This window comes from Rhodococcus chondri, assembly GCF_036327435.1.
Taxonomy (GTDB): domain Bacteria; phylum Actinomycetota; class Actinomycetes; order Mycobacteriales; family Mycobacteriaceae; genus Rhodococcus; species Rhodococcus chondri.
Genome location: NZ_JAUZMZ010000072.1, coordinates 1 through 23,800 on the forward strand (window position 1 = coordinate 1; position 23,800 = coordinate 23,800).

Here is a 23,800-nt window from a genome sequence, read left to right on the forward strand (position 1 = left end):
TGCCGAGCCCACCGTGCTGCTCCGGGACCGCGAGCGCCCCGACACCGATCTCGGTGCCGAGCACCGCCCAGAGCTCACGGTCGATCGGTCCGTCGCGATACACGCGCTCGGACCGGTCTTCTGCGGGGTCCGCCTTGCCGATCACCGACCGGATGGTGTCGGTGAGGAGCGCGGTGTCCTCCGGCGCTGCCGCGTTTCCGAGAATCATGCTGTCGCCTTTCATGGGTATGGAGAGTGTGGACGCCGGATCCGCCGCCCGCACGGCAGCCCGTTCAGTCCGAGGACGGAAGGGGGCGGGCCTGCTTCTCGCTGAGCACATCGGTTCCGACGGAGAGTGGTCCGGCGCCGGGACGTACACACACGACCTCGACTCCGCCGCCCTCGTATCGCTTGCCCATCACAAGTCCGGTCACCGCCGACGCCGAATCCGCGGCGGGGACGGCGTCCACGGCCATCGATTCACCACCGCACAGCAACGGTCCGGTGACACCGCTGTCGACGCGCACGATGACGACCTCCGCGCTGCACACCGGGCTCTTCAGGCGTTCTCCAACTTTCATTTCCACTGTTCCTCTCGTGGTGGGACAAGGGCGGACCCCGTCCCGAAGTGATGTTCGGTGTTCCCGCGCAGGTGCGGCGTGGTACTCACTGACTCGCGCCGAACAGTCGCGCGAATTCGACACGGAAAGCCTCGACGTCCTCGCTGGTGACAACCCGGTTGTTGACCCAGATGTTCTCGGCCGGAGTGGCAGCCGACGTCACACCGGACAGGACCGCTCCCGCGCGGTTCGCGACCGCTTCCTGGCCGGCCTTCGTCACCAGAAAATTCGCAAAGAGCTGCGCCGCATTCGGATGCGGAGCGTCCGCGACGACACCGGTGTGGAACGCCGCACCGAACACCGGAGTGGGCAGGGCCGAGTCGACAGGGGCGCCAGCCTTCTTCTCGGTGGTCAGCGGCACGGTGTATACGGCGGCGGCGAGCTCACCGGACGTGAGCGCCTGGCTCATCGCCTGGGCTCCCGGATATGTTCGAGGCTGTTGTGCGGCAAGCTTTTCGACAAAATCTGGCGAGACGACGTCATTCAAGTAGTCGTAGAAGTCGACGATCGCGGCCGATACCGGAAGGACCACACCGATCTTCCCACCGGTCAGAGACGGGTCGAGCAGGTCCTCGTATCCCGAAAGACCGTCCGGGACCCGGTTCGTATTCCAGCCATACGTCAGTACGGCAGCCGACGACGTGAAGATCGTGTCATCGATCATGAACTTGTCCCGATCGAACTCGGGCGCGTCGAACGCCGGGCCGGTCACCGGCACGAAGTAACCCTCCGCGACCTGCTGGTCGATCCAGGGTCGGGCCGCCGACGCGACGACATCCGCCGTCTTCCGTCCTGTTTCGGATTCCGCCGCGAGTTTGGTCTGCAGGTTGGCGTCGTTGTCCCGGACGATGTCGACCGTGATGCCGTAGGCAGATTCGAAACTCGTCGCAGCGCTCTGCAGATTGTCGGTTGCCTGCCCGGTGAAGTACGTTACCGACCCTTCCTGCTTGGCCGCTTCGATCACCTCCGTCCAGGCAGCGTCGCCGGTCGGACCGAGATCCTCGGCGGCGACCTCGGTGGTCGAACCCGAACCGCAGGCAACAGCGGTGAAAGTCAGAGCGGCGAGGCCCAGCACGCCGAGAGAGCGGCGCAGCGACGAGATTCTCATGGAAAACGACCTTTCGGGCAGTACGCAAGGGGCGGTATACGGAGCGGAGCGCCGTGCGGGGTGGAACGCTCTCACGCGGTCCGGTTTCGGGATTCGCGCCAGGTCAGTCCTCGATCGGCCCGGATCTCCGGGGGGAGTCCGAGCAGTCGCTCGGCGACGATGTTGCGTTGGATCTCGTCCGAACCGCCGGCGATGCTGTAGCCGGGGGCACCGAGGACGTGGGCGTTCCATCCGTACGTCCACTTCGCGCCGGTGTCGGCAATGAGATTGCGGCCCAATATGGTTCGCGCGGCTCGGGACACCGCGGTCAACTTGTCGACCCACTGGATCTTCCGCACGGACCCGACCGCAGACGGAGCGGCATCGGCGTCGCGGGCCTGTCGGTCCCGCAGCAGGTCCACATGCGCAAGCTGCTGTCGCAGGTACACCCGCGCGAGCAGATCCCGCACCAGCGGATCGCCGTCTCGTCCCAACGTCCGCGCGGTCTCGACGAGCTGGGAGAACTGCCCGCCGACATTGGCCGTGTTCGAGCCGCCCTCCCGCTCGAACGCGAGTGTGGTCAGCGCCACCGACCAGCCCTTTCCGACCTCACCGAGACGCAGCGAGTCGGGGATACGGACCTGATCGAGGAAAACTTCGTTGAAGCTGCTGCCACCGGACATCTGTCGGATCGGACGAATCTCGACCCCGGGCGCATCCAGCGGGATCAGGAACGCCGTCATCCCGGCATGCTTGGGCTGGTCCGGATCTGTCCGCGCAATCAACTCGCCCCACTCGGCGAACTGTGCGCCCGAGGTCCATACCTTCTGGCCCGTGATGACCCAGTCGTCGCCGTCCCGCACGGCCTTGGTGGCCAGATTCGCGAGGTCGGAGCCGGCGCCCGGTTCGGAGAAGAGCTGGCAGGCAAGCAGATCGCCGCGGAGCATACCCGGAAGGAAGTCACGCTTCTGCATGTCGGTACCGAGCAGTCGAATGGTCGGTGCGATCAAATGCATGGTGACCGAAAACAATTCGTGCGGACGCAACGGGCAGAGCTCGTTCTCGATCCGCGCGAACGCCTCGGCGGCCTCCGTGCCCAGATCGGCTCCACCGAACTCCACGGGCCAGTCGAGGGCACCGAACCCGGCGTCGAGCTTGGCCTTCTGCCACGCGCGGTGCTGGTCGAGGAGAGCTTTTTCTTCCCCGAATTCGAGGTCGTGGAACACCGCCACATCATAGAAGTCGTCGGCGCGGTCGAACCCGAGCCGGTCGACCGTCTCGGTGACCCACACGCGGGCACGAGACTCGAACTCAGAAGGGGGCATTCTTCCTCCACTGTGATGGCTGTGCGTCCGAAAGGGACTCGCCGACCGGTCCGGACTCCCGGGACTGCGCCCATACCTATGGAATGCGCAATCGATTCGGTCCAGTTGAACATTGGTAACATACGCATATTAGCGGAGATTTAAGTCACAGTCCATAACCAAAGACGATTTGAATCACCCGATCTGCTCACCTATGAGACGATCGCCGGCGCGCCCGGGGTCCCAGGCGCGCCGGCGATCGGAGGTACTCGACGCTTCAGTAGAGGTTGTACAGCGCAGCAGCGTTGTCGTGCAGAATCTTCCGGGCGTCCGCCTCGGAGAGATGCGAGAAGTTACGGCGCAGGTAGTCGTCCGGGCGCACCGCGTCCGACGCCGGGCCCGGGGACATGGAGGTCGGGTGCGGGTAATCGGTCTCGTACAGGATGTTGTCCGCGCCGAGCTGGTCGATCGCGCTACGCGCCGAGTCCTGCTCGAACCAGAAGCAACCGTAGATCTGCCGCTTGAAGTACTCGCTCGGCAACAGTTCGTAGTTCGGATGCTCCTTGTGTACGCCACTGTTCCGCCACTGCCAGTCCATACCCTCTAGGGCGAAGGGCATCCAGCCGATGCCCGACTCGACCGACACGAACTTGAGCTCGGGGAACCGATCGCAGATGCCACCGAAGATGAGCTGCGAGAGGGTGCGGGCGTTGTCCATGAAGAACGAGATGCCCATCATTCCGTAGTTCGCCGCGGTGCCGTTGCTGGCATGCCCGAACCCACTGAGGTCGACCTCGCCGGAGGCGATATGGAAGTTGATCGGCAGCTTCTTCTCCTGCGCCGAGGCCCACAGCCGGTCCCAGTAGGGATCGGTCAGCACCGGAAGTCCGAAGGCCGCCGGATTCTGCGTGAACACCAGACCCTTGTGCCCGGCCGCCGCTACGCGTTCGACCTCGGCCAGCGTGGCCTCCATGTCCCAGAAGGGCAGGATGCCGACCGGGATGTAGCGCCCGGGCGCGAACTCGGCCCATTCGGTCAGGTAGTCGTTGTAGGCCTTGATGCACTCGATCTGCAGCTCGTTGTCGCCGTTGGCCTGCAACGTCTTCGAGCTGAAGACCGCGACATTCGGGTAGAGGATCTGCGCATGGATTCCGTAGTCGTCCATGAGGGTCAGACGCTTACCCGGATCCCACGAGCGAGGATCGGTGTCGACGAAGCGCGGCGGGCAAGCCGGCGGGTATTCGTGCCAGCCTGCCATCGCAGGCGCACCCACGGCGCTCATCCGGGTACCGGAGACGAACCACGCCTCGTCACCGCGGTCCTCGTCCCAGCGCACGTGGGGAACCAGGTCTCCCCACTTCTTGGTCGACACCCGGGACGTCCACAGGTCCGGGGGTTCGACCACGTGGGTGTCAGTATCGATGATCTTGATGTCGCGAAGGTCGTACACGAATTCCTCCTCGGAAATCAGGTGTTTGGTCGGGCGATCTACGTCCTATGGATTGCGTACGTCCGAACATTACGAATATACGCATATTAACGGAGATCCAGCTCACAGTCCAGAGCTGAAAATCTCAGGTGTGCTCCGCCGATTCACCGCTCGGACGAAGCCGGGAGGCGTTACTTGATGGCGCCGACGATCTTGAGCTGCATGATCCGGTCCCAGTCGAGGCCGTGCTCGAGCAGGACATCTTCGGTGTGCTCCCCGTGTTGGGGAGCACGTGTGAACGCCGGGGACTCGCCGTCGAACTGCGTGGGAGCGGCCACCAGATCGAGCGTCCTGCCGTCCTCGTACTCGATGGTTCCGACAAATCCGTTCGCAAGCGCCTGCGGGTCTTTCACCACATCGAGGGGCCGGCGGAAGACGTCCCACTGCCCCTCCTGCTTGCCGAGGATGTCCGTCCACTCCGCGAGGGTGCGGGAGGCGAACAGCTCGGTGAGCTCGGCGGTGCATTCGCGGGTGTTACGAGCCCGGTCGTCGAACGTCGCGAACCTCGGATCGTCCGCCAGTTCCGGACGGCCGATCGCCTCGCACAGCCCCGGCCAGTACTTCTGGCTCTGCAGCAGCGCGAGGTGGATGTACCGTCCATCGCTCGTCCGGTAGATGTTCGACACCGGGTTCACCGGAGCGAACCGGTCCGGATACGGCAACTCCGGCGCCCCCACCATCTGGCAGCCCGCGATCGTGGCCTGCATCGCCCATGCGCCGACCGAGAACAGGGAAGTGTCGACGACGATTCCCTCCCCTGTTCGTTCGCGATGCAGCAGTCCGGCCGCGATCCCGCCGGCGAGAGCCATGCCGCTCTGCGAGTCGCCGAAGGCCGGACCGGGCATGTTGGCGGGCCAATCCAGATCATCGGGCGCGATCGATCCGGCAGCACCCGAGCGGGCCCAGTACGTGATGCCGTCGAATCCACCCTTGTCGCTCTCCGGACCCAGAGCACCCTGAGCCGTGCCGCGCGCGTACACGATTCGCGGATTTCGGGCCATGATGTCGTCGACGTCGATCCCCAGCTTGGCCCGGGCGTCGGGCAGGAAGTTGGTCATGAACACGTCGGCCGTCTCGACCAGCTTCATGAGGACTTCGCGCCCCTCCGGGTTGGCGATATCGAGAGCGATCGCCCGCTTACCGCGGTTGTTGACCTCCCACAGACTGGCCAGGCCGTCGACGTTGCTGGGCACGCCCCACGCCGCCGTCGACCGTGTCGGGTCGCCGAAGTCCGAGTGCTCGACCTTGATCACGTCGGCTCCCCAGTCGGACATGATCACTCCCGCGGAGGGGACGAACGCGTACAGCGCGACCTCCACGACCTTGATCCCGTTCATCACCTTGGTCATCGAGCGTTCTCCTTCGTCGTACCGCAGTCACGGGACTGCGCGCGGGGGGTGGAAGTAACCGTCGATCGGATCCGCTTCAGCAAAGGGCGGATGCGAGGGGCCTGCCTTCGAGTTCGGCCGGAAACACCATAACTATAGCAATGTTTTGTGCGTTGTACATCACACCCGGTCCGGCCCGAGGGTCGCTTCACCCCGAAACGCGCTCAATACAGCGATTCACCACCGTCGACGACGAGATTGGTGCCGGTGACGAAGGACGAGTCCGGGCTCGCCAGATACAGGGCCGCGCTCGCCATGTCGGCCGGCGTACCCGCGCGTCCCATCGGTACCGTCGCCGCACGTTCGTCGAAGAGCGAGTTGCGTTCCAGCGTCAACGGAGTCGCCGTCACGCCCGGGGACAGTGCATTGACCCGCACCCCGGTCGCCGCCAACTCGTAGGCCGCCAACCGCACCAATTGGTTCAGCCCCGCCTTCGCCGTGCCGTACGGAACGAGCGACGGCCGCGCGCCCAGCGCGCGAATCGACGACACCACGATGATCGACCGGTTCGCCCCCTCGTGGCGCACCATCGATCGAGCGGCGGCCTGCACACAGAAGAACGTCCCGGTGAGATTGAGATCGATGCACGAGGACCACTGCTCGGGCGTCAGTTCGAGAAAGGGCACGGGCGAGCCACCGCCGGCGTTGGCCACCATGATGTTGAGCGGACCGGAGTCGGCTTCGGCGCGGGCGAACATGGAAGAGACGGAGTCCGTGTCGCCGATGTCGGCAACGATGCCCGCCACACGCGAGTCGTCGCCACATCGTTCGCGCAGGGCGTCGACCGCGGTATCGAGCACCTCCCGACGCCGCGCCGCAATCGACACCGTCGCTCCCGCATCGAGTAGCCGCTCGGCGATTCCGCGTCCGATTCCCTCACTTCCGCCTGTGACCAGGGCATGCTGCCCGGTGAGCACGTCGCCACCGGTGGTGTTTTTCGTCGAGGATTGTGCAACTGTGGTCTGGGTCATGGTTATGGGTATAGCATTGGCGACACGAAACATAGCCATAATTAGATGAGATTGCCTGGCCAGCGAAGATCAAATCCCTATACTCGGACCAGGCGCACGTGCAGGGGCACGGGGGGCGGCCACCAGCTATCGAACGGACGAGGACATCCATGACGCGCAACACCACGAGTTCGCCGACAGGCACCGCAGAACTGAGACGCGCCATCGCGATGACACGTAACGAGAAGGTCTCCCGCACCGTGGCCCGCATGGTCGCGAAGGAGATCGCCGATCGTAGGCTCGCCCCGGGCTCCCCGCTGGATGCCGAGAACGAGATGGCGAAGCGTTTCGGCGTGGGCCGTGCCTCCGTCCGCGAAGGACTGCGCCTGCTCGAAGCCCAAGGACTCGTGACGGTTCGGCAGGGACTCGGTGGCGGGCCGATCGTGTCGGAGCCGTCCGGTAGCGAGTTCGGCGATACCCTGTCGATGTACCTGCAGGCGAAGGGCATCCGATTTCGGGAAGTTGCCGAGGCCGCCCTCGAAATGGAGGGCATGGCCGCCGCGATGCTGGCCGAGCGGGTCGCGGCAGGCGAGGAGATCGACCTCGATGCGCTGGCAGGCAAGAAGATCGACCTCGAAATGTCCAACGAGGAAGTGACCGAGAACGCGGTCAGCTTCCACACGATGTTGCGGAACATGGCAGGGAACTACGTGCTCATGCTCACCGGTTCCGCGCTGGCTCACATCTACACCGATCGCATGATCGGCGCACATCCGGAGGAGTGGGACGCGGACGAACGCGAGGGGTTCGAGGAACCACACCAGGCGATCCACGACGCGATCGCCGCCGGGGACCCGGACCGCGCCCGACGACTGGCCCGCGAGCACATGCGTGAAGTCATCGATCGCGTCAGTTCACAGAACCCGCGAATGCTGGACGAACGCGTGGATTGGCACTAGAGGGCGTCCATCGGTCTCCGCATCTCCTTCCCTCGGCGATGACCCCGGCCTCGATCACGAGGCTCGGGGTCCGATCACGCGCGGCGTAACGAGGCGTCTTCGACTGCCCGGCACGTTCTCGCCTGCCTCGCCCTGCGCTGGGCGACGAACCCGATCGGAGACCGTACATGACGAAAACCTCAGAGCTGCAACCGGTCACACTGCCGGATAAGAGCCGGCAACCACGCGCGGTGTGGGCGATCACCTTTGCGGTGGTTGGTGTCTTCATGGGCATCGGAATCGTCAGTCCGATCCTGCGGCCGCTGGCAACGGAGATGAGTGCCACTCCGGCGCAGGTGTCGCTGCTGTTCACGGGCTACATGGCGGTGATGGGCCTTGCGATGATCGTCACCGGCGCGGTCTCGAGCCGCATCGGTGTCCGCAACACGTTGCTGCTCGGGTTGTTCGTCATCGCCGTGTGCGCGCTCGGCGCCAGCGTATCGGGGACGATCGGTCAGGTCATCGGCTTCCGCGCCGGCTGGGGACTCGGCAACGCGCTGTTCGTCGCCACCGCGCTCGCCGCGATCGTCGCTGCAGCGTCCGCCACCTCCAAGGCGATCACCTATTACGAATCCGCTGTCGGTGTCGGCATTGCGATGGGGCCGCTCATCGGCGGAGTACTGGGTCAGATCTCTTGGCGGACGTCCTTTCTGGGCTCCGCAGCCCTTATCGCTGTGGCCTGCGTCCTGCTGCTCGTACTGCTCCCTCGCAACGCGTCGCCCGGCACCCCGACCCCGCTCGTCGCACCCTTCCGCGCACTCGCTCACCCCGGCCTGCTGTCCGTCGCGCTCGTTTCCCTGCTATACCACCTGGGACTGTTCACGCTGTTCGCGTACACGCCGTTCGTCCTCGGGTACAGCGCTGTGCACATCGGTTTCCTCTTTTCCGGCTGGGGTGTGTGCCTGGTGATTACGTCGGTGTACCTCGCGCCGCGACTGCGGGGCCTCCTGGGCGCCATCGGAGCAACGACCCTCATGCTCGTGCTCTTCGCCGCGACACTCGCCGTGGCTGCGGTATTCACCGACAATCCCCCCACCGTCGCAACCTGCATCGTCGTCTCGGGCCTGTTCGTCGGCCCACTCAACACGCTGGTGACCGAGATCGGCATGGATGCGGCGCCGGTGGAAGGCGGCACCGCGGCCGCCGCGTACAGCTTCGTGCGATTCGGCGGTGGCGCGATCGCCCCGTGGCTTGCGACCTGGGCGGGCGAGGCTACGAATCCTCATGTTCCGTTCGCGTTTGTCGCCGGCGCGGCACTGCTCGCGGTGGGCGTGCTGGCCCTCGGTCGGCGAAGGTTGCCCGATCACCACAGCCGGTCCGTGCAGGTGCGGCAAGAATCTTCCGTCAGCGTGGTGACCTGAGCCACTGGTCGCGGTAAGGTATTCGTATCCATCGCGAATATAAGCATGTTTTAGGACCGGTTACCGGTCTTCGGCGTGCGATGAGAACACTTCCCGACTGCCGGCCCTCACCGAAAGGCTCTGCCACATGAGCACACTCCCCAACACCGATCGCACGACGATCGTCACCGGCGGGACCGGCGGTCTCGGCGCCGCAGTGACCCGCCATCTGCTCGAGGCAGGCTGGCGCGTGGTGGTGCCCTGGTACGACGAGTCCGAACTCGACCGCCTCGCTCCGCATCCCCGGCTCGAGATGGTGCGGGCCGACCTGTCCGACGAGCAGGAGGTCGAACAAGTCGTGGCACGAGCAGCCGCCGACGAAAGCCGGCCCCTCTACGGCGTGGTCAATCTCGTCGGCGGTTTCACCTCCGGTCCGCGCGTCCACGAGACGCCCGTCGAGGTGCTCGACGCCCAGCTCTCACTCAACCTCAGGATCGCGTATCTCGTGACACAGTCCGCACTTCCGGAACTCATCCGCCACGGCGGGGGTTCGGTGGTGTGCATCGGCTCCGCCGCCGCCAACCGCCCGTTCCCCGGCGCAGCCACCTATATCGCGTCGAAAGCCGCCGTCGCGGCCCTCGTGCAGAGCCTCGCCGTCGAATACGCCGGCGACAGCATCCGCGTCAACGGGTTGCTGCCGACGATGATCGACACCCCTGCGAACCGGGCTGCCATGCCCGATGCCGACAGGTCCGGATGGGCTCGTCCCGACGACATCGCCGAGGTGATCGGCTTCCTGCTCGACGACTCGTCGCGGGCCGTGAGCGGTGCGACCATCCCCGTCGTCAATGTGGCCGGCACGGACTGACCAGTCTTCCCCACAACAACTTCCGACGTGACGAACCCCGCCTCACCGGCCGGGGTTCGTCACGTCCAGTCGTTCGGCGAGCGCAGCCAGACCTGCACGCCGCTCCCAGAGCGTGTCACCCTTCCACGCGGTATCCGCCCACACCACGACATCGTCGATGCCGTGGTCGCGGTACGAGCGCAGATCGTCGGCCACGGTCTCGTCGGTCACCGCGACGCGGACATAACAGGGAAACTCGTCACGTCGTCCGAGTGCGGCGCGCTGTCGCCGGATCTCGTTCACCATCGTGATCGCCTCGTCGAAACTCGGCGTACCCGAGGAGAACCACGCGTCGCCCAGACGTACGGCGCGCGCCAGGGCCTGCGGCCCGTTACCGCCGTAGACGACGGGTACCCGCACCGGTCGCGGGTGCAGCTGCACCTCGTCGAACCGGTAGTGGGCGCCGTCGTGCGAGAACGGCGCGCCCGCCCAGGCCTTCCTCAGGATCTCCACGCATTCGTCGGTGCGCGAGAAGCGCTTACGGAAGGGGACGCCGAGCGCCGCGAACTCCTCCTCGAGCCATCCGGCACCGACGCCGAAAAGGACTCGGCCGGCGCTCAATTCCTGCACCGTGATCGTGGTGCGCGCGGTGTGCAGCGGATGCCGCAACGCCGTCACGTACACGGCCGTCCCCAACTTGATCCGCGTGGTCGTCGCCGCGATCGCGGCGTGCACCGCCCACGGATCGGTCAGTTCCGTCGAGACATCGACGATCGGACCGGTGTGGTGCTGAGTGGTGCCGGTCGAGGGGTGGTCGCTCGCGTACGCCGTCGGGTGCAGCACATGTTCGCCCAACCACAACGCGTCGAAACCCAGTTCGTCCGCGCACACGGCCAAATCGACCAGATCGCCCGGTGCCATACCGTAGGCACACAGTCCGATCGATGCCATCGCCGTCCCTTCCTCGGAGTCAGCCCGGAAGCAGCCCGAGCGCGCGGCGGGCCAGCGGCTCGACCAGCTCGCCCCGCTGCCCCATGCGGGCGTCGGTGGTCTCACCGCGCACGAAGCGCGCGTAGAGCTGTTGCAGGATCACCACTGTCTTCCAGCAGCCGAACGCCTCGTACCAGTCGATACGCGACAGATCCAGCTCGCTACCCGCGGCGTACCGCTCCACGACCTCGGCTCGCGACGGCAGTTCCAGCCCGTGCATTCCCGGCACGACGATGAACGCCGCATCCGAGTCCGGCGCTACGGTCCGATCCGGCCAGTAGTTGAGCAACGTGCCCAGATCGACCAGCACGTCCCCGGTCGTCGCCATGTCCCAGTCGAAAACCGACTTCACCCGGTCGGGATCGCCGTGCGCGAACTGGCAGTTGTCCACCTTGTAGTCGTTGTGGACGATGCCCGCACGCTGGCCGGCCGGAATATCGGCCCGCAATCGGCGTCCGACCTCGGTGACCAGGTCGCGGGTCGCGGCGGACGGCGCGTACTCCGCGACCGCATCCCACCGCGCCGACCAGCCGTGCACCTGCCGCTCGAGGTAACCGTCGGGCCGGCCCAGGTCGGCGAGATCGCAGGAAGCCGGGTCGACGGCATGCAGATCGGCGAGCGCGTCGATCACGGCCAGACCGATACGCCGGCCCGCGTCCGGAGCGCCCGACATCGAGTCCGGCACCGAATCCCACACCACGACACCCTCGCGGTACTCCGAGACGAAGAACTCCGCTCCGACGACATTCTCGTCGGCGCAGTGCAGCAACGCGCGTGGTGCCCGGTCGTACGCGCGATGCAGACGCGAGAGCACCCGGTGCTCGCGGGTCATGTCGTGTGCGCCGCGCGCGATCTGCCCGAACGGTGGGCGACGCACGACCAGTTTGCGGTCGCCGAACGACACCCGGTACGTGAGATTCGCCGAACCCCGGGGGAACTGGAGGACCGAGAACGGCCCGTCCAGCCCCTCCAGGTGTGTCCGCAGATAGGTTTCGAGTGTCTGCCAGTCCAGGTCTTCACCGTCGCGGACCGGCGCCAATTCCGTACGCGGTTCCTCCGCTGACGACGGCGGTACTGCACGTCCCGTCTCGACGCCGGTCATCACTGCACTCCGAGCGCGGGCAGGCCGAACTTGTCCTCCGCGGCGGTGTTCAACGCCGGCAGGTGCGTCGTGGGGAACAGTCCCGGCGCGGGTGTGGCCGCCTTCAGCAGCTGCTTGGCGATCTGCTGCTTGTGCAACTCCGTAGCGCCGTCGGCAAGACCCATGTGGTAGCTCTCGAGCAGCCACTTGCCGAACGGCATTTCCGTCGAGATGCCGAGCGAACCGTGCAGCTGGATCGCGCGGGAAACCACGTTGTTGAGTACCTTCGGCATCACCATCTTGACGGCGGAGATGTCGGCGATGACCTTCTTGTAGTCGTCGAGTTCGTCGATCTTCCACGCTGTGCGCAGCACGAGCAGCCGGAACTGCTCCAACTCCACCCACGACTCGGCGATCATGTCCTGCACCATCTGCATGTCGGACAGGCTCCGCCCGCGGGTCTGCCGCGACACCGCGCGTTCGAGCATCATGTCGAGCGATGCGCGGACGAGCCCGACGGTGCGCATGGCGTGATGAATACGGCCACCGCCGAGCCTTGTTTGCGCGACGGCGAAGCCCTCGCCTTCCTCGCCGAGGAGGTGATCGGCGGGCACACGCACGTCGGTGTAGCGGATGTAGGCGTGGGTGCCCTCGGACTCGTTGTGTCCCCACACGCCGACATTGCGGACGATCTCGATGCCCGGAGTGTCCATCGGAACGACGAACATCGACGCACGCTTGGTGCGCGGCGCATCGGGATCCGTCACCGCCATCACGATGAGGAACGACGAGAAGCGCGCATGCGAGGAGAACCATTTCTCACCGTTGATGACGTAGTGGTCTCCGTCGCGGACGGCACGGGTGACGAAGCTGGTGGGGTCCGATCCGCCCTGTGGTTCGGTCATCGAGTAGCACGACATGATGTCGCCGTCGATGAGCGGACGAAGGTACCGCTCCTTGAGTTCCGGTGTGCCGTAGTGCGCGAGGATCTCGGCGTTGCCGGAATCCGGTGCCTGGCAGCCGAACACCACGGGGCCGCTGTGCGTCGCACCGAGTATCTCGTTGAGCAGCGCGAGCTTGACCTGGCCGTAGCCCGGACCGCCGAGCTTCGGGCCGAGATGGCACGCCCACAGCCCCTGCTCGCGGACGATCGCCTGCAGCGGCCGGATCACCTTGTTGCGGGTCGGATCCGTCACATCCCACGCGTGCTCGATGACGCGGTCGACGGGAGCGACCTCTTCGTCGACGAACTTCTGCACCCAGTCCAGCTTCTCGCGGAACTGCGGGTCGGTTTCGAAATCCCATGCCATGTCTGTTGTCTCCTACCGGAAGGGTGAAAGCTGAGGGGTTCGCGCGATCAGCGCGTGAGCACGGTGCAGGCGCTGATTCCCGGTGCACCGTAGACGTGGGTGAAACCGACCTTCGGCTCTCCCGGAACCTGACGGTCCCCCGCGGCTCCACGGAGCTGCATCACGTTCTCGTAGACCTGGCGCAAACCGGTGGCGCCGATCGGTTCACCGTTGGCCAGGCAGCCGCCGTCGGTGTTGACCGGGATGGGCCCGCCGATTTCGGTGGCGCCGGAACGGATCAGTGCTTCCTGCTCGCCGTGCTTGCACAAGCCGGTCTCGGCCAGATGCATGATCTCCGCGCCGGCCTCGGTGTCCTGGATCTGGGCGACATCGATGTCGCCGGGTTCGATACCGGCGCTCTCGAACGCCGCACGCGATGCGGTGACCGTCGGGCCGTCTGCGCGTGCAGGCGAGGTCCAGGGACTGAAGACCTCGAACGATCCGAACCTGCGGGATCGCAATTCCGCTGCTTCGAGGAAGATCGGCGTGTCGGTGTACTTGTGGGCCCGGTCCGCGCGGGCGAGCACCAGCGCCACGCCGCCTTCCGCAGGCGAGCAGAACATGTACTGCGTGAGCGGGTCGCTGACCATCGTCGAGCCGACGATGTCCTCTTCGCTCAGCGGTGTGCGACGCCACGCGTGCGGCGCGAGCGCCCCGTTCCGGAACGCCTTGGCCGCTACCGTGGCGAGCAGCGACTTGGGCAGGTTGTGCTCCACGAGGTAGCGCTGGATCTTCATCGCGAAGAACTGGGTGGTGACCATCATTCCGGACTCGCCGTACCAGCGGCCGAGGCCGTTGTCCTCGGGTCGTGCGTTGAAGGCTCCGCGCGGGTGCTTGTCGAATCCGACAACGAGTCCGAGATCGGATTCACCGGAGCGGATGCGGCTCACTGCGGAAGTCAGGGCACTGCCACCGGTGGCACAGCCGTTCGAGACGTTGATGAACGGCAACCCGGTGAGGCCGAGAGACGACACCAGCGTATCGGCGTTGCCTGCCGAATCGCTTCCGCCGTAAGCGAACTGGATGTCGTCGAATTCGACACCGGCATCGGCGAGCGCCTGCCGCACCGCATAGGCACCTTGGTCGAGCCCGCTGACACCTTCCGTGCGGCCGAACCTGTGGATGCCGACACCGACGATCGCTACCTTCATCATTCCTCCTCGCCGATCGGTTCGAATGCGAACGTCACGACCTCGGTGCTGTCGTCGTCCACGTGGTTGACGATGTGGGTGAGACGCATCGGCATGTCGATACGCATCGCGCCCGCGTCGGCGACCGTCAGCCGGGATTCGACGATCACATCGCCGAGGTCGATGTAGCCGACCCCGAACGGCTCGAACGGCTCGACACACACGAACGGCCGCTTCGGGGCGAAGGACTGCACGGTGTAGGACCACAGGGTTCCTTCACGTGGCAATTCCACGCTCGCCATTGCGGTCGCGCCACATCGAGGACATCCGTTCTGGAACGGGAAGGTGACCGTGCCGCACGTCGGGCACCGAGCACCGCGCAGAGCGGCGTCCGGGTCGCCGCCGACGAACAGGTCCGGATCGATCGGGCGCCGGGCGACGCTGCTGACGGTCATCGGGATTCTCCGCTCGTGGCCGCAGCGCGCTCGGTGTCGATCTCCCACACCGGCAGCACCACGGGGTTGCCGGAGGCGTCGGCGCCCAGGTTCTCGAAGCTGCTGCGGACGGGGGTACCTGCGGCGACGTCGACGCGCCCCGGCAGATTGCCGATCAGCCGCACACCGTCCGCCTCGCCGTCCAGATCGATGACGATGACGGTGTACGGCACGGGGAACAGCGGATGAACCTGGTGCTCGACGATGGTGTGGCAGTACACGGTGCCGGTGCGCGGAGCGGGCTTCCAGAGCACAGCCGTGCTCCCGCAGTACACGCACCGTGGTCTCGGCAGATGGATGCGCCGGCCGCAGTCCTCACACGTGAGGATCGCGATCTCGCCGTTCGCGGCCGCCTCGAAGAATCCGCTGCTGCCGCGTTCCGCGACGAGGGGGCGCAACCGCTCCTGCACTGCAGGGGTGGACACTGCTGTGGTTGCCGCTGCTGCGGCCGCAGTGGCGCTCATGCCGACACCAGGATCAGCGCGCTGGCGGCCGGCGGCGGTGCCGAGGTGACGAGTGAGACCTGCGCACCCTCCACCTGGCTCGTCGAGGTCCCGCGGATCTGCCGCACACCCTCGACCACGTGGTTCATCCCGTGGATGTATCCCTCGGACATGTGTCCTCCACTCGTGTTGATCGGGATCGACCCGCCGAGGTCGATCTGTCCCTCGGCGAGGAAATCGCCGGTGTCGCCGCGCTTGCAGAAGCCGTAGTCCTCGAGTTGGATCAGCGCGGTGATCGAGTAGCAGTCGTAGATCTGTGCCACGTCGACGTCCGACGGGCCGAGACCCGCCCGCGAGTACAGCGTCTCCTGGCATTCGCGGGACGGGAGCGCGGTGATGTCCTCACGCATGAGCGTCGGGTACATCAAACCGGGCTGCGGGTGCCGGCAGGTCGACATCGCGACCGAACGGATCAGCGCAGGTGTCTGTTTCAGGTCCTTCGCACGTTCGGAAGTTGTCACGACCACCGCAGCGGCGCCGTCGGTCTCGAGACAGTAGTCGAACAGCCGCAGCGGCGACGACAGCATGCGCGAGTCGAAGTAGTCGTCGAGCGTCATCGTCCGCTCGTACATCTGCGCGCCGGGGTTGGCGTTGGCACGACGCCGGGTCACCAGCGCGATCTGCGCGAGCTGCTCCGATGTCAGACCGGTCTCGGTCATGTAGCGCTGCGCCATGAGGGCGAAGTACTGACCCGACGACAGGAGACCGTAGGGCCCGAAGAACTCCTCGAACGTCTCGTTGCCGCCGACCTCCGGGGTCACCACCGGCGAGAGCCCGAAGCGTCGGCCCGACCGTCCGTTGAGCGATCGGAACACGACGACCGTCGTCGCCTGACCGCTCATGATCGCGGCGACGGCCTGCGCCACCATCGCAGCGGGTCCGGACCCTCCCGGGCCCGCCTCGCCCCAGTAGGTCAGGTGCGGGACGCCCAGTCCGTCGGCGAGGGCCGCGCACGACACCAGGTCCATGTCGTTGCGCACGACGCCGTCGACATCGGCGGGCGTCAACCCGGCATCGGCGAGGGCTTCGGCGGCGGCTTCGACGGCGAGTGCCGTGACGGACGCGCCGGAATCCCTGGAGTACTTCGTTGTGCCGATACCGGCGATCGCGCACGCATCTCTGCGCCAGGTGGGTTCGGTGGACATAGGCGGAGGCCTTTCTCAGAAACCGATCAGTGGGTCAATTGGCTGTCAGGCCGCCGTCGGCAGCGATCGCCGCGCCGGTCATGAACGAGGCATCGTCGGAGAGCAGGAACGCGATGACCGATGCCATTTCGGCGGGGTCCGCGGACCGCGCCAACGCGGTGTTCTCCACGACCCGGCTCCGTGTGACCTCGGGTTCGGGGCCTTGCAGTGCCGTGGAGTTCGCCCGGAGTCCGGTGCTCACCAGACCGGGGCACAGACAGTTGGCCCGAATTCCCTGGTCCGCGTATCCCATTGCCACGGAACGTGTCAGCTGGAGTACGCCGCCCTTCGAGGCGTCGTAGCCGGGGGTGTTGAGGTTGGTGGACACCAGCGAGGCCACGGACCCGACTGTGACGATGGAACCTGCACCTGCCTCGAGCAGGTGCGGGATGGCCGCACGCAGCGGGAGGAAGGTGCCGGTCAGGTTCACCCGCAGGATGCGCTCCCAGTGCGCGATGTCCATTTCGTGCAGCATCGCGGTCCCCGAGATCCCCGCGCAGGTCACCGCACCGTCGAGTCCCCCGAACTCGGCGACGGTGGCGGCCACCGCATCCGCGACGGACGTCTCGTCGCCGACATCGCACCGGAGACCGATGGCGGTACCACCGGCCGCGCGCACGGCGTCGGCGACGCGGGTAGCGGCTTCCTCTCGCGCGTCGGTGATCGCGACCGCCGCGCCCTCGGAGGCGAGGCGATGCGCGGTGGCCTCACCGATTCCGCTTCCGCCGCCGGTCAGGAACACGCGTCGGCCCGTGAGCCGGCCGACGACCGGCGCCGCCGGCTGGACGGCCGTCACAGCCGCACCCCTGCGTCGATCGGAAGTGCGACGCCCGTGATGAACCGGGATTCGTCGGACGCGAGGAACAACACCGCGTTGCTGAGGTCCTCGGGGGAAACCCAGCCCACACCCATCGGGTTACGGTCCTTGGACCGCTCCCACAGATCCTGCGGACCGGGGTTCTCGAGATCGGGGCCGAAGATCCGGAACGTCGCCTCGTTGTGGAGCATCGGCGTTTCGACCGCGCTGGGATTGACCGTGTTGACGCGGATTCCGTGCGGTCCCAGTTCGGTGGCGAGCGTACGCATCAGACCCATGACGCCGCTCTTGGACGCGTTGTAGTGGGCGATGTTGCCCGAGCCCAGCATCGCCTGAATCGAACTCGTGATGACGATCGAACCTCCGCAACCGGCCTCGATCATCGGCGGCACGACAGCTTTGATCGTATGGAACGCGCCGGTGAGGTTGACGTCGAGCATGTCCTGCCACTCGGTGTCGGTCAGCTCCCACGTCGGCCGGAAGCCGACGATGCCCGCGTTGGCACTCACGATGTCGATCCGGCCGAATTCGTTGTACGCGTCTGCGACGACCGCGTCGAGCTGCGCCTGGTCACGGACGTCCGCGACGCGCGAGAGCACACGGCGGCCGGTCGCGGCGACGAGCCGCTCGGTTTCCTTCAGGTCCACCTCGGTGGCGAGCGGATAGGGCACCGAGTCGATCTGCGAACACGCGTCGAGGATGACGATGTCCGCGCCCTCCTCCGCGAGGCGCACCGCATGCGAACGTCCCTGCCCGCGAGCGCCACCCGTGATCAGGGCAACTTTGCCTTCAACTCTTCCCACGAAACTGTCTCCTTGTCGCTTATGCCGTGTGCGTGCGTCGACACCGGTGAATGTGGCGGTCTTCGCCGTTCACTGGTTGAACAGCTGCCCGAACCGAACTTTGAGCTGCTCGAGAGCCTCCGGCGTCATCGCCGCGGTGTCCTGCGGCGCGACCTTGTCGATCGTCGTCACCGCGGACGTGATATCCGGCAGCACCGCCGCATTGCGGAACGAGAGCGCCTCCTGCCCGGCGGGGGTGATCATGTAGTTGGCCAGCACCTGGGCGGCGTTGGGGTGCGGTGCGCCGGCCAGGATCGAGGTGTACATCCAGCCTCCCCAGATGAGGTCGCCGAACGCCGAATCCACGGGCGCGCCGGTTTCCCGCTCCGAGGTCTGATCCTGGACGAACACGGCCGCGGCGATCTCCCCCGACGCCAGTGCCTGAGCGAGCGGAAGCGCACCCGGGTAGATCCGCGGCTTCTGTTCGGCGAGCTTGTCGAGGAAGCCTTCTCCTCCGACCTGCTCGAGGTAGGAACCGTAGAAGTCCACATGGGCAGTGGAAGTCGGCAGGACGATGCCGATCTTGCCGCCCGACAGGTCGGGATCGAGCATGCTCTCGTAGCCTTCGAGGCCATTCGGGTAGCGATCGGTGTTCCAGCCGTAGGTCAGCACCGATGCGCCTGTTACGAAGTCGTTCGACTCGCGCATCAACGTGTCGGCATCGTATTCGGAGGCCGAGTCCGTGAAAGCGGGACCGACGGGTTCGACGGCACCGCCTGCAGCACCGAGTTCCTGTGCCCAGGACACGGTCGCCTGGGTGACGACGTCGGCCACCCGGTTGCCGGTCTTGTTCTCTGCATCGATTTTCTGGTGGAGGTTCGCGTCGACGTCACGAACGATGTTGACCGTGATGTCGTAGTCCGCCTCGAACCGCCGCGCGAGCTCCGCGATGGCGTCGGCTGCGTTCGACGAATACAGGGTTACTTCCCCCTCGGCCTTCGCCGCATCGACGACCTGCTGCCACGACTCGTCACCGGCGGGGCCGGTGTCCCCGACCGAGTCGGAGGCGATGCGCTCGTCGCCGCCACCGCCGCACGCGGTGAGCATCGTCGCGACGACACCGATCGCGATTGCAGTCGTGGCTATGCCCCCGGGCCTGAGGGACCTCGAACGCCCGGGACGTTCCGGATTCGAACGCTGTCGGAGAAACTTCATGGTACGGCTCCTGTTCGAGCAGTCGGCGTTGCCTGTACGAGGGGATGACGGTCGGGTGGTCAGGGAGTCGAAGTCCTGCCACCGTCGACCGGGATGATTGCTCCGGTTGTATAACTCGAACTCGGTCCTGCGAGATAGAGTGCGGCTCCGACGATTTCGTCCGGATTACCCGCTCGCTGTAGCGGCATTCCCCCGAAGAGCTCGTTGGCGTAGTCCATGTCCCAGGCCTTGCTGATGTCGGTGAGGAACGCTCCGGCCATGATGGTGTTCACTCGCACGGTGGGGCCGTAGGCCTGGGCGAATCCCTTGGTCAGCACATTCAGGCCGGCTTTCGCCGCAGCGTAGGGAAGGTCGTTCGGCGTGGGGCGCTGGGACGCGATCGAGCTGATGTTGACGATCGATCCGCCGTCACCTGCCGCCATCCTCGGGCCCACGAGCGTGGTGAGCCGGAAGGCACCCTTGAGGTTCACGTCGATGACTTTGTCGAACAGATCTTCGGAGATCTGATCGAGGCTGGGGTACAGCGGCGCCATTCCCGCGTTGTTGACGAGGATGTCGAGGTGACCGAATTCTTCGTACACGCGGTCGACGAGCGGTTCGTGAGCATCCCAGTCGCCTACATGGAAGGCGAGCGGAAGAGACCGACGGCCGGTCGTCTCGGCAACTTCCGCTGCAAGTTTCTCACAGCTGTCGACCTTGCGGCTGACGATCACGGTGTCCGCCCCGGCCCGGGCGAACGCAAGTGTCATCTCGCGCCCGAGACCGCGGCTCCCGCCCGTGACGAGTGCGACTTTCCCTTCGAGGGGAAGAGACTGCTGCGTCATCGTGTGAAACTCCTTGTGCATGAGGGTCACAGCATGTTCGGTGCTGTGCCGATGAAGTGGGTCTGGCTGGCACCGGCGCCGCGGGCACGGTGTCGGTGAAACGCTGCAACGCCGAATCAGATTGCCGGGAACCGGCCCCCGGTATGTCCATGGATCGGTACTACTGCTTTGCCGGTCGCGGTTCCGTCGAGCATGCCGAGGAACGCGTCCCATGCGCCGGCAACTCCTCCTGGAAACTCGGTGTGCACCGGACGGATACGTCCCGACCGGAGAAGTCCGGCCATCTCGTCCTCGAATTCGTCACGAGCATCGAGATGGTCGCCGAGCAGGAAGCCCTCCATCCGCGCGCGCCGCCAGATCAGTTTGATGAGGTTACTCGGACCCGGTTGCGGCACAGCGGAGTTGTAGATGCTGATCATTCCGCACAGCGCGATCCGAGCGTGGTCGTTGATCACGCGGATCGCAGCTTCGAGATGCTCGCCGCCGACGTTGTCGAAATACACGTCCAGACCCGACACACCGAGATCCGCCATGGTTGTCCGCAGGAGGTCCTTGACCGGGCCGTCGTGATAGTCGAACGCGGCGTCGGCACCGAGACTCTTTACCAGTTCGACCTTCTCGGGTGACCCGACACTTGCTATGACCATTGCCCCGCGTAGTTTCGCCAATTGAACAACCGTCGAGCCGACTGCTCCGGCGGCGGAGGAGACGAACACAACGTCGCCGGCGACGACCCGAGCGATCCGCTCGACCCCGATCCACGCCGTCATTCCAGGGATGCCCAGCAGCCCGAGGTGGGTGACGGCAGGCAGGTCGTCGTGTCGTAGGGGTGTGCATTCCGCCGTTGGCACGAGCGAATGCGTGCGCCAGCCGTGATCGTGCAGCACGAGCGTCCCGACAGGGAGCTCCGGGTCGGTGGATTCGGCGATCCGGCCGACGGTCGGTGCGCGCATCGGCTCGCCGAGCTCGTAAGGCTCCGCATAAGTGGCTTCTCCGCCCATACGTCCCCGCATGTACGGTTCGACCGACATCACAAGGTTCTCTACGCCGACCTCGTCGACGGCGGGAACACCGGTCGTCGTTTCGACGAGTTCGACGTCGGAGTCCTGAGGCCTGCCGTGCGGCCGCGCGCGCAGGATCCACTGGTGCGCAGTGACTCCTGCAGTGCGGTTCACGTTCACGTCGATCTGGTCCTTTCGGATATGACGGTCGAAGGCCCCGGACGGTGCGGGATGCCTGGCGGGTCTCGTCTTCAGGCGGCGGCGGTGATGCGTCCGACGAGATCGCGCCGCACGATTTTGCCGGTCGGCGTCCGGGGCAACTCGTCGACGAACACGACGTCGTCCGGCGTGCGGGATCCCCGCAGCCGCTCGCGGCACCAATCCCGGAATGCCTCGGAATCATCGTGATCGGTACCGTTCGGCACGATCACTGCGCAGATTCGCTCTCCCCACTCGTCGTCGGCGAGTCCCACAACGGCCACTTCGCGTACCTGTTCGTGTTGCACGAGAACGTCTTCGATCTCGGCTGGTGCGATGTTCTCGCCACCCCGGATGATCGTGTCGTCCGCGCGGCCGCCGATGTAGAGGAAGCCGTCGTCGATGCGTCCCCGGTCGCGGGTGGGGAACCACCCGTCTGCGTCGAGTACCGAGCCCTTCCCCATGTATTCGCCGCTGACCTGCGCACCCCGGACCCACAACAGCCCGGTCTCGCCGTCCGGCAGCACGGTCACATCGTCCTCGGCGCGAATCTGTGCCTCCATACCCGGCACGATGCGTCCCGTCGAGGACAACCGGTGGCGAAGTGCCGGATCGGCGTACGCCTCGCGGTGATCCTCCGGCCCGAGCACGGCAATCGTGGAGCTGGTCTCGGTGAGGCCGTACGCGTTGACGAAGCCTGTTCCGGGGAAGGCATCCAGCGCCTTCTCGAGAACCGGCTGCGGCATGCGTGCACCGCCGTACGCGAGGGAGGTGAGCGAAGGCACATTGGCGAGTGCACCGTCGAGGTGCTCGACGATACGCGCCAGCATGGTCGGGACGACCATTGCGCTGGAGACGCTTTCTTCTCGGACGAGGTCGAGCCATTTCCGGGGAGAGAAGTCCGGAAGGTGAACCATCCTGCGGCCGGCGTAGATGTTGCTGAGCACCGCACCCAGGCCTGCGATGTGGTACGGCGGTGTGCTCACCAGAGTCGCATTTTCTTCACTCGCAGAGGCGAATTCGACGGTGTTCAGAAGGTAGGAAAGCAGATGGCGATGCCTCAGCACGACGCCCTTCGGCGCCGATGTCGTCCCCGAGGTGAACAGCACGATCGCGGTCTCGTCCTCGCGCGACCGGTCTTCGGTGGCACGCTCCGCCGTGCGCGCCATGGCGAGGAATTCCGCGCTCGTGACGATCCGGTGATCGGTTCCGGCGAGCTTGTCCGCGTAGGCGTCGTCGGCGACGACGATCGGCTCGTCGAGCCGGTTGATCAGTTCACGTAGCTGATCGGCCGGGAGCCGGTAGTTCAGAGGAGCGAGAGGCACGCCGGCGCGCGCCGTCGCGAACATCAAGATCGGCAGAATCGGACCGTTGACACCGATGAAGACCACGTGGCGCGCACCGAGTCGTTCCAGAACCCCGGCGCCTCCCCACGAGATCTCGTCGAGTTGCCGGTACGTCGTTCCGTCGACGCGACCACCCATGGCCAACCGGTCGGGCGTAGCCGACGCCGCCATGTCCAAGATCATTGCGATGCCCATTTCACCACCTGTCTGAGAACTCTCCGAGGCGAAGTGCGTCCTGCGACCGTCGTTCCGGGAATGAAATACACGTCGGACCAGCAGTGCTTCACGTCACCCTTTCGGCTGTGATGTGAACCATAGCAACTATCCCTATATTTGTGAAGTTATAAGTGTGCGCCGATATGCAGCGACGAAACTCCCTGTTCGGCGTGGCCGGGCGACATGCTGAAACCAAAGGAGGCGAAGGAGAACTTTCCATCCCGCCGGCACGCAATATCCAACGGCGGCGTGGTGCGTCTACCGCGCGACGTCGACGCTCTCGTGGCAGCGACGGCAGGTCGTCGAGGTGTAGCCGGGGACGCCGTCACACCACTTCTGCACTGCGCGACTCGGCACCGGGCCATCGAGACCGAAGGCCGGCGCCCCCTCGGGCGCCGGCCTCAGGCTTACGGGCAGTGTCAGACAGCAGGACCGTCGGTGATCAACGGCCACACCTCATCGGTGGCCGCAGCGGTCGCGAGCAGTTCCGCATCCCATGACGCCAGTGTGCCGAACTCGCTGCGCCACGACAGGATCCGGTTCGCGTGCCGGTGCAGCTCGTGCTCCATCGTGAAACCGATCGCGCCGAGCGCCTGGTGCGCGTTCCGCGCGATCACTGCGGCTGCGTGACCGGTGCACGACGCTGCCGCGGCGACGGCGAATTGCGT

Annotated in this window: 22 protein-coding genes and 2 pseudogenes; 3 read left to right on the forward strand and 21 right to left on the reverse strand. The window is 65.9% G+C overall.

Annotated elements, in window-relative coordinates; translation table 11 throughout:
• From Q8814_RS13845 to Q8814_RS13875, 7 genes and pseudogenes are all read right to left on the reverse strand, one after another.
• A pseudogene (locus Q8814_RS13845) lies at window positions 1-223 on the reverse strand (acyl-CoA dehydrogenase family protein); the annotation flags it as partial.
• A gap of 49 nt (window positions 224-272) precedes the next feature.
• Window positions 273-560 (reverse strand): hypothetical protein, encoded by a 288-nt coding sequence (locus tag Q8814_RS13850; RefSeq protein WP_330152597.1) that lies wholly within the window; start codon window positions 558-560, stop codon window positions 273-275.
• Window positions 561-645: 85 nt separating this feature from the next.
• Entirely contained in the window at window positions 646-1,707 is a 1,062-nt protein-coding gene (locus Q8814_RS13855) for an ABC transporter substrate-binding protein (protein ID WP_330152598.1), read from the reverse strand.
• A gap of 71 nt (window positions 1,708-1,778) precedes the next feature.
• Window positions 1,779-3,011: an acyl-CoA dehydrogenase family protein gene (locus Q8814_RS13860; protein WP_330152599.1), complete on the reverse strand. Its 1,233-nt coding sequence runs from the start codon at window positions 3,009-3,011 to the stop codon at window positions 1,779-1,781.
• A 256-nt stretch (window positions 3,012-3,267) separates the two neighbouring features.
• Window positions 3,268-4,440, reverse strand: coding sequence for an amidohydrolase family protein (locus Q8814_RS13865; protein ID WP_330152600.1), 1,173 nt, complete (start codon window positions 4,438-4,440; stop codon window positions 3,268-3,270).
• Between the two features lie 170 nt (window positions 4,441-4,610).
• The gene (locus Q8814_RS13870) at window positions 4,611-5,828 is read right to left on the reverse strand and encodes a CaiB/BaiF CoA transferase family protein (protein WP_330152601.1); all 1,218 of its coding nucleotides are present in this window, start codon (window positions 5,826-5,828) and stop codon (window positions 4,611-4,613) included.
• A gap of 203 nt (window positions 5,829-6,031) precedes the next feature.
• Window positions 6,032-6,838 (reverse strand): SDR family NAD(P)-dependent oxidoreductase, encoded by an 807-nt coding sequence (locus tag Q8814_RS13875; protein WP_330152602.1) that lies wholly within the window; start codon window positions 6,836-6,838, stop codon window positions 6,032-6,034.
• A gap of 149 nt (window positions 6,839-6,987) precedes the next feature.
• Between Q8814_RS13875 and Q8814_RS13880 the strand changes: the two genes are divergently transcribed.
• The 3 genes from Q8814_RS13880 (at window position 6,988) to Q8814_RS13890 (ending at window position 10,023) form a co-directional block, all read left to right on the forward strand.
• Window positions 6,988-7,776 carry a FadR/GntR family transcriptional regulator gene (locus Q8814_RS13880; RefSeq protein ID WP_330152603.1) on the forward strand — a complete coding sequence of 263 codons (789 nt, stop codon included), beginning with the start codon at window positions 6,988-6,990 and terminating at the stop codon, window positions 7,774-7,776.
• A gap of 167 nt (window positions 7,777-7,943) precedes the next feature.
• Window positions 7,944-9,176 carry an MFS transporter gene (locus tag Q8814_RS13885; protein ID WP_330152604.1) on the forward strand — a complete coding sequence of 411 codons (1,233 nt, stop codon included), beginning with the start codon at window positions 7,944-7,946 and terminating at the stop codon, window positions 9,174-9,176.
• Window positions 9,177-9,303: 127 nt separating this feature from the next.
• Window positions 9,304-10,023: an SDR family NAD(P)-dependent oxidoreductase gene (locus Q8814_RS13890; RefSeq protein WP_330152605.1), complete on the forward strand. Its 720-nt coding sequence runs from the start codon at window positions 9,304-9,306 to the stop codon at window positions 10,021-10,023.
• A gap of 42 nt (window positions 10,024-10,065) precedes the next feature.
• Here Q8814_RS13890 and Q8814_RS13895 read toward each other — a convergent pair whose 3' ends face one another.
• From Q8814_RS13895 to Q8814_RS13960, 14 genes and pseudogenes are all read right to left on the reverse strand, one after another.
• Window positions 10,066-10,953, reverse strand: a complete 888-nt coding sequence (locus Q8814_RS13895; RefSeq protein WP_330152606.1) for a TIGR03619 family F420-dependent LLM class oxidoreductase — start codon at window positions 10,951-10,953, stop codon at window positions 10,066-10,068.
• A 19-nt stretch (window positions 10,954-10,972) separates the two neighbouring features.
• On the reverse strand, window positions 10,973-12,094 hold the full coding sequence (locus Q8814_RS13900; protein WP_330152607.1) for a phosphotransferase family protein: 1,122 nt from the start codon (window positions 12,092-12,094) through the stop codon (window positions 10,973-10,975).
• Window positions 12,094-13,383: an acyl-CoA dehydrogenase family protein gene (locus Q8814_RS13905; RefSeq protein WP_330152608.1), complete on the reverse strand. Its 1,290-nt coding sequence runs from the start codon at window positions 13,381-13,383 to the stop codon at window positions 12,094-12,096. The genes Q8814_RS13900 and Q8814_RS13905 overlap by 1 nt, the downstream gene beginning before the upstream one ends.
• A 47-nt stretch (window positions 13,384-13,430) precedes the next feature.
• Window positions 13,431-14,573, reverse strand: coding sequence for a thiolase family protein (locus tag Q8814_RS13910; RefSeq protein ID WP_330152618.1), 1,143 nt, complete (start codon window positions 14,571-14,573; stop codon window positions 13,431-13,433).
• A complete protein-coding gene (locus tag Q8814_RS13915; RefSeq protein ID WP_330152609.1) occupies window positions 14,573-15,007 on the reverse strand; it encodes a Zn-ribbon domain-containing OB-fold protein in 435 nt (144 codons plus the stop codon). Before Q8814_RS13915 ends, Q8814_RS13910 begins: the two co-directional genes overlap by 1 nt.
• Window positions 15,004-15,510 (reverse strand): Zn-ribbon domain-containing OB-fold protein, encoded by a 507-nt coding sequence (locus Q8814_RS13920; protein ID WP_330152610.1) that lies wholly within the window; start codon window positions 15,508-15,510, stop codon window positions 15,004-15,006. Before Q8814_RS13920 ends, Q8814_RS13915 begins: the two co-directional genes overlap by 4 nt.
• Window positions 15,507-16,694: a thiolase C-terminal domain-containing protein gene (locus Q8814_RS13925; protein ID WP_330152611.1), complete on the reverse strand. Its 1,188-nt coding sequence runs from the start codon at window positions 16,692-16,694 to the stop codon at window positions 15,507-15,509. Before Q8814_RS13925 ends, Q8814_RS13920 begins: the two co-directional genes overlap by 4 nt.
• Before the next feature lie 34 nt (window positions 16,695-16,728).
• Window positions 16,729-17,529, reverse strand: coding sequence for an SDR family NAD(P)-dependent oxidoreductase (locus Q8814_RS13930; protein ID WP_330152612.1), 801 nt, complete (start codon window positions 17,527-17,529; stop codon window positions 16,729-16,731).
• Window positions 17,526-18,353, reverse strand: coding sequence for a mycofactocin-coupled SDR family oxidoreductase (locus Q8814_RS13935; protein WP_330152613.1), 828 nt, complete (start codon window positions 18,351-18,353; stop codon window positions 17,526-17,528). Before Q8814_RS13935 ends, Q8814_RS13930 begins: the two co-directional genes overlap by 4 nt.
• A 69-nt stretch (window positions 18,354-18,422) precedes the next feature.
• Window positions 18,423-19,547, reverse strand: a complete 1,125-nt coding sequence (locus Q8814_RS13940; protein WP_330152614.1) for an ABC transporter substrate-binding protein — start codon at window positions 19,545-19,547, stop codon at window positions 18,423-18,425.
• A gap of 59 nt (window positions 19,548-19,606) precedes the next feature.
• Window positions 19,607-20,371: an SDR family NAD(P)-dependent oxidoreductase gene (locus Q8814_RS13945; RefSeq protein WP_330152615.1), complete on the reverse strand. Its 765-nt coding sequence runs from the start codon at window positions 20,369-20,371 to the stop codon at window positions 19,607-19,609.
• Between the two features lie 116 nt (window positions 20,372-20,487).
• A complete protein-coding gene (locus Q8814_RS13950) occupies window positions 20,488-21,546 on the reverse strand; it encodes an NADP-dependent oxidoreductase (protein WP_330152616.1) in 1,059 nt (352 codons plus the stop codon).
• Window positions 21,547-21,623: 77 nt separating this feature from the next.
• Window positions 21,624-23,111, reverse strand: a complete 1,488-nt coding sequence (locus tag Q8814_RS13955; protein WP_330152617.1) for a class I adenylate-forming enzyme family protein — start codon at window positions 23,109-23,111, stop codon at window positions 21,624-21,626.
• Between the two features lie 440 nt (window positions 23,112-23,551).
• Window positions 23,552-23,800 (reverse strand): annotated as a pseudogene (locus Q8814_RS13960) (acyl-CoA dehydrogenase); the annotation flags it as partial.